12 protein-coding genes are annotated in these 16,072 nt (G+C 50.6%); 2 read left to right on the top strand and 10 right to left on the bottom strand.

The window, feature by feature from the left end; translation table 11 throughout:
• Window positions 1–8 precede the first annotated feature (8 nt).
• The 3 genes from A8707_RS13640 to cysS form a co-directional block, all read right to left on the bottom strand.
• Window positions 9–1,352: a TldD/PmbA family protein gene (locus A8707_RS13640; RefSeq protein ID WP_068817799.1), complete on the bottom strand. Its 1,344-nt coding sequence runs from the start codon at window positions 1,350–1,352 to the stop codon at window positions 9–11.
• Complete coding sequence (locus tag A8707_RS13635) at window positions 1,349–2,788, bottom strand: TldD/PmbA family protein (protein WP_068817798.1); 1,440 nt, start codon at window positions 2,786–2,788, stop codon at window positions 1,349–1,351. Before A8707_RS13635 ends, A8707_RS13640 begins: the two co-directional genes overlap by 4 nt.
• 92 nt (window positions 2,789–2,880) lie before the next feature.
• Window positions 2,881–4,323: a cysteine--tRNA ligase gene (cysS, locus tag A8707_RS13630; RefSeq protein WP_068817797.1), complete on the bottom strand. Its 1,443-nt coding sequence runs from the start codon at window positions 4,321–4,323 to the stop codon at window positions 2,881–2,883.
• Window positions 4,324–4,472: 149 nt separating this feature from the next.
• On the opposite strand from cysS, the gene A8707_RS13625 reads away from it, so the two are divergent.
• Window positions 4,473–5,576, top strand: coding sequence for a CobW family GTP-binding protein (locus A8707_RS13625; protein WP_068817796.1), 1,104 nt, complete (start codon window positions 4,473–4,475; stop codon window positions 5,574–5,576).
• A 58-nt stretch (window positions 5,577–5,634) separates the two neighbouring features.
• Window positions 5,635–5,847, top strand: coding sequence for a (2Fe-2S) ferredoxin domain-containing protein (locus tag A8707_RS13620; protein ID WP_269452726.1), 213 nt, complete (start codon window positions 5,635–5,637; stop codon window positions 5,845–5,847).
• Here the strand turns inward: A8707_RS13620 and cpdA are convergent.
• From cpdA to A8707_RS13585, 7 genes are all read right to left on the bottom strand, one after another.
• On the bottom strand, window positions 5,844–6,644 hold the full coding sequence (cpdA, locus tag A8707_RS13615) for a 3',5'-cyclic-AMP phosphodiesterase (protein WP_068817794.1): 801 nt from the start codon (window positions 6,642–6,644) through the stop codon (window positions 5,844–5,846). The genes A8707_RS13620 and cpdA overlap by 4 nt on opposite strands.
• A 136-nt stretch (window positions 6,645–6,780) precedes the next feature.
• On the bottom strand, window positions 6,781–9,336 hold the full coding sequence (leuS, locus tag A8707_RS13610) for a leucine--tRNA ligase (RefSeq protein WP_068817793.1): 2,556 nt from the start codon (window positions 9,334–9,336) through the stop codon (window positions 6,781–6,783).
• A gap of 454 nt (window positions 9,337–9,790) precedes the next feature.
• A complete protein-coding gene (locus A8707_RS13605; RefSeq protein WP_068817792.1) occupies window positions 9,791–10,747 on the bottom strand; it encodes a pentapeptide repeat-containing protein in 957 nt (318 codons plus the stop codon).
• A gap of 327 nt (window positions 10,748–11,074) precedes the next feature.
• The gene (locus A8707_RS13600; RefSeq protein WP_068817791.1) at window positions 11,075–12,514 is read right to left on the bottom strand and encodes an SLBB domain-containing protein; all 1,440 of its coding nucleotides are present in this window, start codon (window positions 12,512–12,514) and stop codon (window positions 11,075–11,077) included.
• A gap of 13 nt (window positions 12,515–12,527) precedes the next feature.
• A complete protein-coding gene (locus A8707_RS13595; protein WP_068817790.1) occupies window positions 12,528–13,628 on the bottom strand; it encodes a glycosyltransferase family 4 protein in 1,101 nt (366 codons plus the stop codon).
• Window positions 13,628–14,755: a glycosyltransferase gene (locus A8707_RS13590; protein WP_068817789.1), complete on the bottom strand. Its 1,128-nt coding sequence runs from the start codon at window positions 14,753–14,755 to the stop codon at window positions 13,628–13,630. The genes A8707_RS13595 and A8707_RS13590 overlap by 1 nt, the downstream gene beginning before the upstream one ends.
• Window positions 14,756–14,901: 146 nt before the next feature.
• On the bottom strand, window positions 14,902–16,068 hold the full coding sequence (locus tag A8707_RS13585; RefSeq protein ID WP_068817788.1) for a glycosyltransferase: 1,167 nt from the start codon (window positions 16,066–16,068) through the stop codon (window positions 14,902–14,904).
• Between the last annotated feature and the right edge of the window lie 4 nt (window positions 16,069–16,072).

Here is a 16,072-nt window from a genome sequence, read left to right as displayed (position 1 = left end):
TGAAAGAACTACAGCGTATAAGTGAAGTCATTCACGATCATGCCAGGAACCCAAGTTCCGCCCAGATTGCGATGTTCGTAAGTGCCCACATCAGGAATAAACTCCTGAACGTTGGTCAGCGCTACGAGGTTCTCGCCCCAAAACTGGTAGAGGCTGTCATCAAATCGCAGGTTCTCGATCGGAGCCACGATTTCGCCATTTTCAACCCAAAAACACGCATAGCGAGTCATGCCCGTAATACGTCCAGTGGGGCGATCGCTCCAGTTCAAATAGTGCAGATTTGAGAGATATAGCCCGGTTCCTAACGCCGCCAGAATCTGATCGCTGGGCAAGTCACCGGGAGCAATTTCGGGCGATCGTAGCCCTTCTTGTTGATCTGCACCGTTGGCAGCTAATTTGTATTCCTTTGCCGTTTTAGACGAGATGAGCATATTGACCATCTCGCCAGTCTCAATAATCGGCAACTCTAGCGGCGCAACTTCGCCTAATTCGTTAAATCGAGGCACCAACCCATGCCGGAAATTCTCTCTCAGTGTGAACTTGGGCGAGAGTTTCTTTTCCCCCCGGCGTAGAGCTGCAAAACAACTGCCGCCCTGCTGATAAGATGCCTCGCTGACCCCGCCCCAAGATAATATCTCGATCATTTCTGCGATCGCGGCGGGTGCCAAATAAGTGCGATAGTGTCCGCGATCGATCGATTTGGGAGTTTGGCTGAGGAGACTGATCTGCGTTCTCGACTCCTGAATTTTGGCGGCGTAGGCAGCCTGATTCCAGAGATCGCCCGCAAAGGTTCCTTTAACCGCTTGCCCGTCAGGCGTAAACAGCGAGTAGTCGAGTGAAAATGAATCGGTAGCGAACCAGTGCTTTTGCCCGACTGAATCGGCATAGGCGCGAATCATCAAACCCGCTGCATAAATGCCTGTAAAATCTAGATCAGCGACAACAGGCAACAGCGTCGGTACGACTTCTTCGATCGTCAGAAGTTCTCCAGTATAAATTTCTCGACTCGTCGCAGTGCCAGACGGAAACACCAAATAGGGATTGATTGGAATCTGAGAGACTTCTTTCCGCAGTGCCTCTAGAGCGGTTTTAGCTCGCGATCGATCGACCTCCACATCTCCCGTGAAGGGAAACTCGTGATAGCTACTGCGCTGATCTCGCATCAGGGTTAGAGCCAACGTGCCATCGTTTACCGATCCGGTTTGGCGCACTTTGGCGTGATTAAATCGCGTAAACTGGCTCTGCTCACTGGTGAGACTCAGCGTAAAGTGCTCGTCAGGTTTGAGAGAATTCCCGATCGCTGCAACCAATTGATCAAAGCTGCTTTCTAAGAAACTTACGGTTTGGCTCATGATCCGCCTCCAAAGACTTCGACATTGGCGAATACGGCGATCGGCGATCCATGCCCAACTCGAATTGCCTGATTGGGTTCTCCTTTGCCGCAAAATGGAGTGCCATACATTTGCCAGGTGGAGCGATCGCCAACGTTAACCAAACTGCCCCAAAACGTAGGCGTGATGCCGCGATAGTTGGGATTTCGCACCGTTTTGGTGAGTTTGCCGTTTTCAATCAATTTGCCATATTCACAACTGAACTGAAATTTGTGTCGCTGATCGTCGATCGACCACGATCGATTGGCTTCCATAAAAACGCCGCGATCGATGCTGGCGATCGTCTCCTGAAAGTTGCCGTTTCCGGGTTCGAGATTGAGGTTGCCCATGCGGTCGATCGGTGGACGGTTCCACGACGATGCCCTGGTACTGGCAACTCCCGGAACTCCAGCTCTGGCTTGACTTTCGAGACTGCCTAACCCGCGCATTAAAGTGCCTTCTTTGATCAGATATTCACGAGTAGCTGGAGTGCCTGTGTCGTCAAAGCGATAGCTGGCAAACTCTCCCGATACTGTCGGGTCGAAGGTGATATTCATCAAGGGCGACCCATAAACGCGCTTGCCAAAGTCTTCTAGCTTGACAAAACTGCCGCCCGCATAGTTTCGCTCATCGCCCAAAATCCGATCGAGTTCTAACGGATGCCCCACACTTTCGTGAATTTGTAGCAGCATCTGATCTGGGGCTAACATGAGTGTCGTGGTTTCTGTGGGGCATTCCTCAGCGGTAAGTAGCTCGATCGCTTGAGTTCCAATTTGCTGGACTCGCTCCCATAAATCAGGCGTGACAAGATACTCCATGCCGCCTTGATAGCAGTGTGCGACTCCGCCATTGTTCGATCGCCGTTGCACGATCGCGCCCTCTTGAGCCGTGGCAGAATAATCGGTGCTAATCATCCAAAACTTTTGATGTGCCTCAGAGCCATTGCTGCTGACAAACCAGGTTTCAGTTTCGGTTGTGATCGCCGTGGCACTGGTTTGAACGATTTGATCAGACACTTTTAAAGTGTGACAAATCTTGATCAGAATCTCGCTAATCTCGCCCGGAGTCAGCGCATCAAATGGTTTGAGAATCGGTGAGGTATAGTCTTCAACAACTTTGGGACGAGCCGCGATCGCAGTCGGATAAATTGCCCATTTGCTGGCAACGATCGCGTGGCGTTGCGCCGTCAGTGCTGCGGCTTGGACGCTCTCTAATGTCAGCGAATTGGTTGCGGCATAACCGATTTGACCATTCACCAACACTTCGACCATGATGCCCTGAGTCGTGCTAGTGCTGTTATATTCGGGAATGCCATCCCGAACGGTGCGATGGGTAGAGGCTTCCTGAGTGGCTCTTAGCCCAACCCAGTCTGCTGAGACTGTGAGGGATGAGAGCAGTTTTGATAATTCATCAATCATTATTACAGTCTAACCAACTCGTGAGTAGGTTTCTCTCTATGAATAGGGTTCACCAAAGAGAGGAACGAGGAACGATTTAGGTATTTTCTAGTCTAACTGCGATGCCAAAGGGTTTCACCCCCCGGTTTGTCAATCAACATGATTCCTTGATCTTGAAGCTCGTTGCGAATCCGATCGGCTTCCGCAAAGTTCTTGACGGTCTTCTCGTCTCGTCTTTGCTGAATTTTGGCTTCGATTTGAGCGTCTGTTAATCCATCTGTTGAGGTCGTCTCCGCTTCTGGTGTGGCTTCTAAACCAAGAATATTTGCCAAAGTCACTAGGGTTCGCCACTGCTGATTTAAAGTGTCTGGCGGGGCATCGGTTTTACCCTGATGAACGAGGAGATTTCCTTCTCGTCGCAGTTCTTTAGCAATTTCAAATAAGACTGCCAATCCGCCAGATGTGTTGAAGTCGTCATCCATTGCGGTTTGAAACGCATCCGAGACCGATGGGTTAATGGATTCGGATAGATCGGCATCCCCATGCTCATACCCAAAGAGCAGCCCTTCTTTGAGGGTGTTCCAGCCGTTTTGAGCCGATGCAAGACTTTCATCGGTGAAGTCGATCGGTTTACGATAGCTGGCTCCGAGCACCAATAGCCGAATCACCATCGGATCAATACCTCGATCGTCCAGCAAATCGCGAATCGTGGTGAAGTTGCCGAGAGATTTTGACATCTTCTCGCCGCCTACGTTGACCATACCGTTGTGCATCCAATAGCGAGAAAGCGGTTTGCCCGTCACGGCTTCTGATTGAGCAATCTCGTTTTCATGGTGAGGAAATATTAAATCGTTGCCTCCAGCGTGAATGTCGATCGTGTCACCCAAACGATCGCGCACCATTGCCGAGCATTCAATATGCCAACCGGGACGACCTGCCCCCCAAGGTGATTCCCACGCGGGTTCTCCAGGTTTGGCTGACTTCCAAAGTGCAAAATCAGCCGGATCTCGTTTTTGCGGCAAATTCTCTTGATCGAAGGTTTCAACCCGTCCACTTGCGCCCGTCTGCATCTCGTCTAGCTTTTGTCCAGACAACTTGCCATAATCGGGAAAACTGCGAACTGAGTAATAGACATCTCCTGCACTGGGGTAGGCGTTTCCCTTCTGCTCTAATTCGTGAACGAGGCGTTTGATGCCGTCGATCGTGTGAGTCGCCCGTGGATATTCATCTGCTTCCGTGACGTTGAGCCGCGCCATATCCTCAAAATATGCCTGAATATAAAACTCAGCCACAGCTTCCATTGATTTGCCTTCTTGTCGCGCCCGATTGAGAATCTTGTCATCAATGTCGGTAAAGTTTTGCACATAGCGCACCTCATAGCCGCGCCACTTGAGATAGCGACGCACCGTATCCCACACAATGCAAGCTCTGGCGTGCCCCAAATGGCAATAGTCATAGACCGTCACCCCGCAGTAATACATCTTGACGTGATTGGCTTCGATCGGGTCAAAGACTTCTTTGCGGCGAGTCAGGGTGTTATAAAGCGTTAAGGGCATGGGAATTAGGGATGAAACAGTCGATTATCTCTGAGTGCTCATCATACAATCGTAGATCAGCGATAATTGGAAAGGGCGATCGGGAATTTGATCAGAAATCATCTGACTCCTGACGGTCACCATATTTTGATGTTTCTAGCAAACGCGTTATGCAAACAGCAGCCACCTCTTCCGCACCAGCAATGGATGTCCCTAAACATGGGCTTCCCGTTACCATCATTACAGGCTTTTTGGGCAGCGGCAAAACCACGCTCTTAAACCACATTTTGACCAATCAGCAGGGGGTGAAGACTGCCGTGTTGGTGAATGAGTTTGGCGAAATTGGCATCGATAACGAACTCATTATCAAAACTGACGACGATAACATGGTCGAACTCAGCAACGGCTGTATTTGCTGCACCATCAATAATGACTTGGTAGAAGCCGTTTATAAAGTGTTAGAGCGGAAAGACTCGATCGATTATCTCGTCGTCGAAACGACTGGACTCGCCGATCCGCTGCCCGTTGCGATGACGTTTTTGGGCACAGAACTGCGCGACATGACTCGACTCGACTCGATCATTACCGTCGTGGATTCTGAAAACTTCAGTCTCGATTTGTTTAACAGCGAAGCGGCTTATAGTCAAATTGCCTACGGAGATATTATTCTCCTCAATAAAGCCGATTTGGTCGATGAAGCGAATCTTGATGCGCTCGAAGTGCGGATTCGAGACATCAAAGAAGGGGCACGAATTTTGCGAACCGTGAAAGGTCAGGCACCGCTTGCAGCCCTTCTCAGCGTGGGATTGTTTGAGTCTGACAAATACTTTGCCGAAGAGGCGAAGGAACCTGATCATCATGACCATGACGCTCACGAAGACCATGCGGCTTGCGATCACGATCACGGCAAATGCGATCACGATCATGAACACCATCATCACTCCAATCACTTAGAGAATGATGGCTTTACATCCGTCTCGTTTGAGAGCGATCGTCCGTTTAACATTCGTAAGTTTCAACACTTTTTAGACAACCAGATACCGACGAATGTGTTTCGTGCCAAAGGCATTCTCTGGTTTGATGAAAGCCCGAAGCGGCATATTTTTCATCTCAGTGGCAAACGGTTCTCACTCGATGACGATCAGTGGGTGGGCACGCCCAAAAATCAACTGGTTCTAATTGGGCAGGGTTTAGATCACGATGCGCTGCGATCGCAGGTCGAAAACTGTCTCACCGTCCCTTCGGTCAGTCGCGGCAAAGGATTTGGAAAATAGCCCCACAGAGGTTTTAGTTTGCCAGTATCAAAGCTGCCTCGCACGTGGGTCAGCCGAGGTGCTGGCTCAATTTTTGGCGCATCCACTTCCTAGCGTGACGATCGTGGGCAGTGAATGTCAAGGACAGTGCAATATGGGGGCAACCGTGCGAGTTTTGCCCGATGAGATTTGGTATTGTCGAGTCAAACCTGAAAATGTCGAGGCGATTGTCGAGCAACACCTCAAACAAGGTGAACCCGTGAAAGCTCTGTTGCATCCTCGATTTCACTAATAGCCAGCCGCCGCCAAATCAAGCTGATGAGAATAAGAGATTCGTTTGACTTGAGTAGTCCAAACGCCGTTGGGATAGAGATTGAGGAGCCGGAACCCAGGCTTTTGGGAGTCGATCGAGAACGTGCAGCTTCTCGGCTCAAACTGAATGCACGTTGAAGGCGTTCCTAAATAAGTCACGTCGCGTCTTTGGCGCTCCACCTCTTGATGAACGTGACCAAACAAAACCAGCTTGATTTGAGCATGACGATCGAGCACCGCAAATAATTCTTCAGGGTTTTGCAAAATGCTCGTATCTAGCCAATCGGAGTGCATCTGAAAGGGAGGATGATGTAGCGCAACGATCGTCGGCTGCTGTGAATATTGAGTGAGTTCTCGATCTAATTCAGTCAAACTGCTTGCCGAAAGCGATCCATGCACACAGCCCGATTCTTGAGAATCAAGCAACACAAATCGCCACCCTCCCGACTGAAAGGATTGATCTGAAGAGAAAAGTGGGTGAGTCAGCGATCGCTCCATCTCGTCTCGGTTAGCATCGTGATTGCCCGGTAGCCAACAAACTGGAATGCCTAGTGGAGCAAGCATCTCTTGCAAACGACGATAGGATTTTGGGGTGCCGTCTTGAGACAGATCCCCAGTCAACAGCACCAGATCAGGTTGAGGAGAGAGTCGAGCCAATTGCTCAAGCAACGCCTGAAAAGAATCTGTTGTTGGCATCCCCAACAATTCTTGGTAGGAATCGGCAAACAGATGAATATCAGTAACCTGAGCAACGAGTAACGGGGAGACTTGAATCATAGCTGCTGCCGAGCGTCATCAATAGGGTAAGAGAGCAGGTAATCAATCTCTCACCCTAAAGGGTACTACCGGAACGATTCAAACTGTGCGATCCGTCTCGACTATTTTCGTGATTTAAATCACTTTTGAACGTGGGCTAACCGACGACGAAGTTCACCAGTTTTCCAGGCACGACGATCACCTTTTTAATCGCTTTGCCGTCAATGTGCCGACGAGCCGCGTCTGAATTGCGGGCTGCTTGCTCGATCGCGTCTTTATCTGCCTGAGCCGGAACTTGAATCGTCCCTCTCGTTTTGCCCATGACTTGAATCACGATCGTCATCTCATCTGCCACCAAAGCCGACGAGTCGAGAATCGGAAACGGCTGCGTATGAATCGAATCGGTGTGCCCTAACTGATGCCACAACTCTTCAGCAATGTGAGGTGCAAACGGAGCCAGCAGCCGCAGCAGCGTCTCGATTCCTTCGGCATACACCGGAGAATCTTTTAGCGTTGCATCGCTCAGTGCGTTACTCAGCTTCATCATTTCTGAAACGGCGGTGTTGAACTGATAATCACCCTGTAAATCTTCGGTGACTTCTTTAATTGCAATGTGAATCGATCGCCGCAGTTCTTTCTCAGGCTTACTCAATGAACCCTGGCTTCTCGCTCCTGATCCTGGAGCAAATTCGGTGACCAAACGCCAGACTCGATTTAAGAATCTAAACTGTCCTTCAACGTCTGCGTCTTCCCACTCCAGATCTTTTTCGGGCGGCGCTTTAAACAAAATGAACATTCGAGCGGTGTCAGCCCCATATTTTTTGATCACGTCTCCCGGAGCCACGCCGTTGTATTTAGATTTCGACATTTTCTCGTAGACGACTTCTAGTTGGTCGCCCGTTTCTGGATCGATCGGAGTCGTCAGATCCTTAATTTGGGTCGCAATCACATACTTTCCGGTGCGCGAATTTTTATAGGTTTTGCCCTGCACCATGCCCTGAGTTAACAACCGTTGGAAAGGTTCACTGACATTCAGTAAATTGCGATCACGCAACACTTTTGTAAAAAACCGCGAATACAGTAAATGCAAGATCGCGTGTTCAATTCCACCAACGTATTGATCGACGGGCATCCAATCATTGATCTTCGTGCGATCGAATGCTGCGTGATCATTTTTAGCATCGGGGTAGCGCAAGAAGTACCACGACGAATCCATAAAGGTATCCATCGTGTCGGTTTCTCGTTTTGCTGGGGTTCCGCAGGTCGGACACAGCACATTTACCCAAGCGTCTAACTTCGCCAACGGTGACGCACCTCGACCCGAAAACTCAACATCTTCGGGCAACTTGACGGGCAACTCAGCATCCGGCACCGCAACCGCACCACAGTTGGGGCAATGCACGATCGGAATCGGTGCCCCCCAATAGCGCTGTCGCGAAATCAGCCAATCCCGCAGGCGATATTGAATCCGAGCGTTGCCCCAGCCTGCTTTTTCAGCTTTTTGAATCACTGCCTGTTTTGCAGCAGGAGACGGCATTCCATCAAATTCAGCCGAGTTGACCAGCACCCCTGACTCGGTGTAAGCAGCCGTCAAAGGAGCCGCCGCATCGCCGTCTTCAGGAATGATCACGGGGACGATCGCTAACTCATTCTGCTGGGCAAACACAAAATCTCGCACGTCATGAGCCGGAACGCCCATCACCGCGCCTGTTCCATACTCAACCAGCACATAGTTGGCAATCCAAATCGGAATCTCTTCGCCCGTAAACGGATTGATCGCCGTTCCGCCTGTAGGAATGCCTCGTTTGGGCTTGTCTTCCGCCGTTCGTTCTAGCTCGGTTTGGGTCGAGACTTCTTGAGCAAATGCGTCAACGGCTGCTTGACGATCGGGCGTTGTTACCCGTTGCGTGAGTGGATGGTCGGGAGCCAATACCACATACGTCACCCCATAAACCGTATCGGGACGGGTCGTAAACACGGCAACGTTTTCAGCCATGCCGACGATCGGAAACTCTAAATAAGCCCCAACTGATTTTCCAATCCAGTTAGCCTGCATCAGCTTGACTCGTTCGGGCCATCCCGTCAATTGGTCGAGATCGGTTAATAACTGTTCGGCATAATCGGTGATTTTCAAGAACCACTGACGCAGTTGTTTGCGTTCAACGATCGCCCCCGATCGCCAAGATTTTCCATCAGCATCGACTTGCTCGTTGGCTAAAACGGTTTGGTCGATCGGGTCCCAATTCACCGTGGCATCTTTCTGATACGCCAATCCTGCTTTGAAGAATTCCAGAAAAATCCACTGCGTCCAGCGATAATAATCGGGCGAACACGTTGCAATTTCTCGCTCCCAATCAAAGGAAATTCCCAATTGATTGAACTGATCTCGCATCTGAGAAATGTTTTGTTGAGTCCATTTTGCCGGATGAATATTTCGCTCGATCGCCGCATTCTCGGCAGGCAACCCAAACGCATCCCAACCCATCGGATTCAACACGCGATAGCCCTGCATCCGTTTGAGTCGGGCAATCACATCCACGATCGTATAGTTCCGAACATGCCCCATATGAAGGTCGCCAGACGGATAGGGAAACATCGACAGCGCGTAAAACTTCTCTTTGCTGCTATCTTCTGAAGTCTGGTTCAGTCCTTGCTGCATCCACACTTGCTGCCACTTGGGTTCAATATCGGCGGGGGTATAACGAGACTCCACGATCGGAACTCCTGACTAAGCTTTAACAGTTCAATTAACTTGCCTATTGTGACACTTTCTATCCAACACAGGAGAGATTTGCCTTATTCGGAACGGCGATTATCTTCATCCTCGATCTTCCGTCGTGTTCGGTGTTCCTCTTCTGCTCTTTGCCGAAGTGACTCTTCTCGAAGTCGCGCATTTTCTTCAATGATAGGCAGTTAGAGCAGCATTTGCGGCGTTGCTGAATTGAGCTATGAAGCACAGATTTTACCCTCACCCTAGCCCTCTCCCAAAAGGAGAGGGAACAAGATTTCTGGCTCCCTTCTCCCCTGGGGAGAAGGGTTGGCGAGGGCTTGCCCCACTTCATGAGGAGGGCATCTCATATCTGCATTCAGCAACGCCGCATTTGCTTGTGTTTGCCAGAAAATGATGGTGAAGATTCAGCAGTAATGTCTGTCTAGAACGATCCAAATTACTCGTGGACTCGACCATTAGGCATGATGGCTCCGGTTAGCAGTGCCCCTGTGAGTTTGACCATGATGCGATCGTCAAACCCAATCTTCGCCCCACGCAAATCTGCTCCGCGTAGATCTGCACCACTTAGATCTGCACCAATCAGATTTGCTTCCCGCAGATCTGCCTTGTTCAAACTCGCCTGAAGCAGGTTGGCTCTAAACAGGTTTGCTTTGTGCAAATTTGCCCCGTCTAAGTTAATCCTGTGCAAAAACGTATCGCTCAGATTGGCATTACTCAAATTTGCGTGGCTGAGATTGCGACCCGATAGATCTTTCTCTTGGAGGTTTTGACCACTCAAATCGGCTCCGCTTAAATCGGGAGTCTGCGGTCTAGGCGGCGTATGAGCGCGCTGATGCGGCGGAGAATAAGCCGAGTGAGGATAAGAACTCGCAGGCGGAGTCGGCTGAGGGCGATGATTTTGGGTGTGTGCTTGTTGCGTCGGAGCGTCAGGCGATCGGTGATATTCTGCCCGATAGTGAGACTGCGTATAGTAGTTTTGGTCTTTTGACTGCGCGTGGTTCTGCCCACTATTAGTTGTCTGATGCCCAGTTTGAGCACGATCTTTTTGGGAATGCCCGTTGGTTTGAGAATGATTTGCACTCTGATGAGTCTGTGAACTGGGCTGAGGCGGACGGTAATAGTAAGACTGATAATAGGTCGAGGCTTGCTTTTGAGGCTGTGCGGGCTGGGCTTTTGGAGCTTTCTGATCGCGCCCATGCGTCCGCAAAGTGTCTCGTGCGTGATTGATTTCTTTAATCTTGTCTTCTGCTTTCTGCAGCAAACGAGGATTGTCTTTGGGCACACGATCGGGATGCCAGACAAACACCAGATCTTTATATGCCTGGTTGATGTCTTCTAGCGAGGCATCGGGTTCGAGTCCCAAAATTCCATAGCAACGGTCTAACTCACTCATCTACTTCACCATGATGGCTAGTCATCTATAAAGATGCGTTTGCGAAGCAGGTTTCTCGCGAAACCGCACACTGTACCCACTCTCCCTAGTGAAGTAGAGGTTTCCTCAATTTTACAGAGTGTAGTCGGAACTGGGTAAAAGGGTCAGGACGTAAAGACTGATTTAACAGAATAGACAAATGGTTGATATAAGTTTTGTTTATCAATGTTAGGGTTTGGGCGCTCAACGATCGGCTCAGTGTCTAGAAAGATCGTAGCGCAGACATCCCCCTTATCACCGATTCAGCAAGAGATCTGCGCTAAATGCATCCAAGATTTGAGCCAGTGACTAACGGAAAATGTTGAAGATTCCTAAGAAGCCTGATAGAGGCGCGAAGATGGTTCCTAATGTATCTCCAATGCCCGCAAGCCCTGACTTGCCCACGACGATCGTATCGTTGTTTCGCAGCGGCGGATTGCTCTGCTCGTTGATGCCTTGATTAAAGTTAATCGCGATATCGCGACGATCGACCGTCCCATTAGGGTTGAGACGCAGGAAGCTCACCTCCCGCTTTTTCGCACGAGCATTAAACCCGCCTGCCGCTAATAGTGCCTGATTGAGCGTTGTGTTCGGCGGAAGCTGCACGAGTCCGGGTTTGGCGACTTCTCCGACAACATTCACCGCGATCGAGTCGGGTGAGAAACTGGCGCGAGCAAGAATGGCAGCATCGGCTGGAGAAAGCGTGGTGGCGGTTGGAACGATGACGCGATCGCCCTCCTGCAACGGCACATCTTGACGCGAATCACCCGCCTGAAGCAGTTCAAACAAGTTGACTTTTAACACCTGCTCTGACCCAGCGTTGGTTCTTCGTCGCACTTCAATGTCTCGAATGTTAGCAGATTGGGTGATTCCTCCCGCGATCTGCAATGCTCGTGTCACTGTGGGCACCTGCACTTTGTTCCCCACGGTTGGAGCCGTGCCGCCGATTTGGGCTTGAGGAACCGCTTCACTTTGAATGCTGTGAGGTCCGGGACGATTGACCTCACCTGCCACAATAATTCTCAAGGGCTGATCGGTGCTAACTGCAAGGCTCGACGAGGCAATCAGGTTTGCATCATCCACATTCACAGCGGTGGCTGCGGGGACAACAATGCTATCTCCGTCGCGCAAGGGGAGATCTTGACTGATATCTCCGGTGCGAAGCAGTTGCCGTAAATCGACGGTGCGCGTTTGGGTGCCGCCTCTGCCCGATCGACGCACGACCTGCACTCGCTGCAAATCGGCTGATTGGCTGATGCCCCCTGCGAATTGCAGCATTTTGGTCAACGTGGGAATGCCTCCCTCAGTCAGCGTGGTTGTGTAGGAGCCGGGACGCGTCACTTCACCTGACACGGCGACATTAATCGGGCGAGAGGCGAGTAGGCTGACGGTGACGATCGGGCGCGTCAACCATTCGCTCAACTTTCTAGAAATTGCTGCCGATGCATCTTTCAGGCTCAGATCCTGCACGGTGACGCTGCCTGCAAGCGGCAAATTGAGCGTCCCGTCGGCAAGCACCTGATAATCGCCGCTATATTCTGGCACGCTAAAAATATCGAGCTTGATTTTATCGCCCGCTCCCAGCAGATAGCCTTGGTCTACCGATATGGGACTTGCAGCAGGACGCAAAACCGCAGGATTCGCTCGCAGAGTCTGAGCGATCGCTGGAAATGCCATCACGCTAGACAATGCGATTAAGAAGCTCGATCGAGTCCACCGATTCATGGGTTTAGAAAGTTGACGATTCATTCTTGAAATCCTCCTACCGTTCGGGCACTGTCAGCGATTCGCCTCGCAAATTCGCCTGAGTTGCATCGTGATAAACTTCGACAGTTTCCTGATGCACTCGCTTCACGGCTAACCACCCTAAATTGTCAGTTGCCCGTTCTTTCCAGATTTGCAGTTGCGCTGGGTCAGACAGCAATTGCGTCAAGGCGTTTGCCAAAGCAGCCGCGTCTTTGGGTGGCACTAAAAGCCCGACTTTTCCGTTCTCCAACACTTCAGGAATGCCGTCTACCTGGGTGGCAACGATCGCGCATCCGGCTTCTCGCGCTTCTGATAGCACCAGCCCAAATGGTTCTCGCTCGGATGCTAGCACAAAGATATCTGTCGCCAACAAGTAGCGCTGCGGCTCTGGCTGAAAGCCTTCAAAATGAATGCGATCGCTCACCGGACTTTTTTGGGCATATCGCTCAAATTCTGCTCGATCGTCGCCATCGCCTACTAAATAAAGGTGAACAGGCGGAGTCAGATGGTTAGACAACTCGGTGAACGCATCGATCAGCGTCATAATGCCCTTGCGGTGAAACATTCCGGCAACAGTGGTGATCGCTGGACGATGGAGCGGGAGCGGCTCAACCTCTGCCAAAGGGCGACTGCGAGGACTGCCTAACGTGCCATTAGAAACGACTCGCAGTTTGTCAGACGGAACTCCTCGCTGCTGCATTGACACCGCGACAGCTTGGCTGATAGCAATGACCCGATCGGCGACTCCCATCAAGATTGCGCTGCGCTGAAACTCATTGTGAACGGTAGACACGATCGTATAGTCAGCGTTGCCTTTGAGAAGTTTTGCCAAAACCACCCCGGTCATCATGTGAGTATGCACGATGTCCGGCTGAAAAGACTGGACGATCGCCTGAAATCGTCCAATGGCTTTGATCAAAGCGATCGGTTTACGGCTCTGATCAAATTCAAAATGCCTGACATCATAGTCAGCCAGCAACGCCTCAAATTCGCCGCCGCCCGACGCGACCGCGACATCGTGACCCGCTTGAGCCTGTAGACACGCTAAATCGATCGCCACATTGACGATGCCATTGCCAATCTTTTGAATGTGGTTGAGAACGTGAAGGATTCGCATTAGTTGAGTTGGGTCATTCTCTCTAAAACGTCCATATACTGATCGACGACTCGATCGGTCGAAAATTCTAACGATCGCCGCCTCAAAACATCCTGACTAACGGAATTGTTGAGCGTTTCTAGAATGGCGTTCGCGAGAGCAGAGGGGTCAGCGATCGGAACTAATTTGCCATAAGCGCCGTTGTCGAGAATTTCTGCAGGTCCGCTAGGGCAATCAGTCGAGACGATCGGGGTTCCGGTTGCCATCGCTTCAGCCACCACGTTGCCAAATCCCTCAAACTTAGACGAAAGCGCAAACACCGAGGCGTTCGCCATATACGCGTAGGGGTTTTCTACAAACCCTGGCAGTGATACATCCGCGTCTAAGTTCAGTTCACGAATCAGCGTCTCTAACTGAGACCGTTGCTCACCTTCGCCTAAAATCATCAATCGAGCCGGACGCTGTTGCCGCACCTGTGCAAACGCTTTGATCAGCGTGAAAAAATCTTTTTGACCCACTAACCGCCCCACCCCTAAAACTACCGGAGGTTCTCCTGTCAAAAACCAGGGATGCTCGATCGGCTCTCGGCTTTTTGCTAAAACTTCAGGCGTAACCACCGGATTATAAATCACCCGAATCCGCTCTAAGGGAAGGGATGTGATAGATGCCAAATCTTCAGCAGTGCCCCGTGACGCAGCCACCAGTTCATCTGATTTGGGATAAAGCCACTTGACTAACTTGGGTCGGAGTTTTCCCATTGTGTTGGGTTGATGCTCCTGAAACTGTCCAGATAAATAAGTTTGGATGCACATCACGACCCGCGTAGGCACTCGTGCACTCCACTTTGCCCACAAAGAAGAGCCAGCGATGTCTAACGCTGAAAATAAAACAGTGGGTTGTTCTCGCTGCAAATGGCGCTGCAATGCCATTGTTTTTGACAACACTACCGGAAATTTAGACTGCAAATCTACAATTCTGATATTTGCTGGAACCTGATTGAGATAGTCTCCTTCGGCTTCTGCGAGCACCAAGTCTGTTTTGAGACCCCGATCGGCAAATCCTTGTGCTAGATGTAACATGGCTCTTTCAGCACCGCCTCCAGCCAAAGCGGGCAAAAATATGCTTACAGAAGTGTTGTTCGGGATCATATACCGATGAGTTACGCCAATCTAATGAGAATCGCCTGAGATAGAGGAATTTACCTCCCTCTGAAGTGAGAGTGCTATTAGAGTTTCTGCGATCGCGGCACCTATCTATTAGGCTATGGCTTCGGTTTGCTCGGTCGATTTAGTTGCTAGGATCGCGCTCTAATCACTTGTTCTAAGAGTTGATGAATCTGTTGCCGAGTCGCTGTGAGATCAAACCGCCGCTTTGCTTGCTCTTGTCCCCGTTTCGCGATCGCCAGCGCTTCCTCCCAGTGATCTCGACAGTGATGAATCGTCTTTGCCAGTTGATCAGCGTCGCCCGGAGGCACCAACCAGCCACTCACACCCGATTCAACAATCTCTAGAGCCCCCCCTTCTTGAGCCGCAATGACTGGCTTCTCACACAGCATCGCTTCGACAATCACTCGTCCAAATGGCTCGGCGGCAGTAGACGTGTGAGCAATCACATCACACATCGTCATCAACGGCACCACGTCCGATCGAAACCCCAAAAAGTGAACCCGATCGTTCAAGCCCAAGCGATCGACCTGCGCGTGCAGTTCTTGCTCGTAAGCCTGTTCACCAAACAAGGCATCCCCGACAAAAACGGCGATCGTGTCAGGCAAACATTGAGCCAGCGCATCAATGAGAATGTGCTGACCTTTCCAGGGAGAGAGGCGACTGAAGTGCCCAATTATGAAGCGATTTTGAAGTCCTAAACTAGCCCGGAGCTGGTGCGCCTTGGTTTGAAAGGTTTGACTGGAGCGATCGTCGCAATAGTCTTCAGGCTGAAAGCCACCGTAGACCATCGCTCCAAGTTCAGCACGACCTCCCGCCTCGATAAATGACTTTAGGCTGGCTTGAGAGACCGCAATCACCAACGACGCAAACTGATTAGATAGCCCCACAAGCAGCCGACGATTGGCGGAGCTAAAGTGGTCAAGAGAAAGAATGTCGTGAAGGTGAAAGACGAGAGGGCGACGACTCATTAAACTTGCTATCGCCCCCACTACTAAAGCCTTTGGAGTGTTGGCATAGATTAAGTCATAGTCATGGCTGAGGCGAGTCACCTTTGCAACTAATGGAATCAGTTGCCCCAAACTGCTTAACCCCGCGAGCCAACCACTTTCTTTGCGAACCGCGATCGCTTGATGACTCAAGACTTTAACAGAAACGTGATTTTGTTCTGCTAATTCTCTAAATCGACCCTCTTCAAAGAGACCGAGTAAAGCGTTTGGATAGTCTTTTACAACGTCGAGTAACGCTAGCTCTGCTCCTCCCAGTTTGCCACTCTGATCGAGGAATAAAATGTTCACGATC

Source organism: Phormidesmis priestleyi BC1401, from assembly GCF_001650195.1.
GTDB lineage: Bacteria > Cyanobacteriota > Cyanobacteriia > Leptolyngbyales > Leptolyngbyaceae > Phormidesmis_A > Phormidesmis_A priestleyi_B.
Note: the sequence above shows the minus strand (reverse complement) of the source record. Positions and strands in the feature narration are given on the sequence as shown.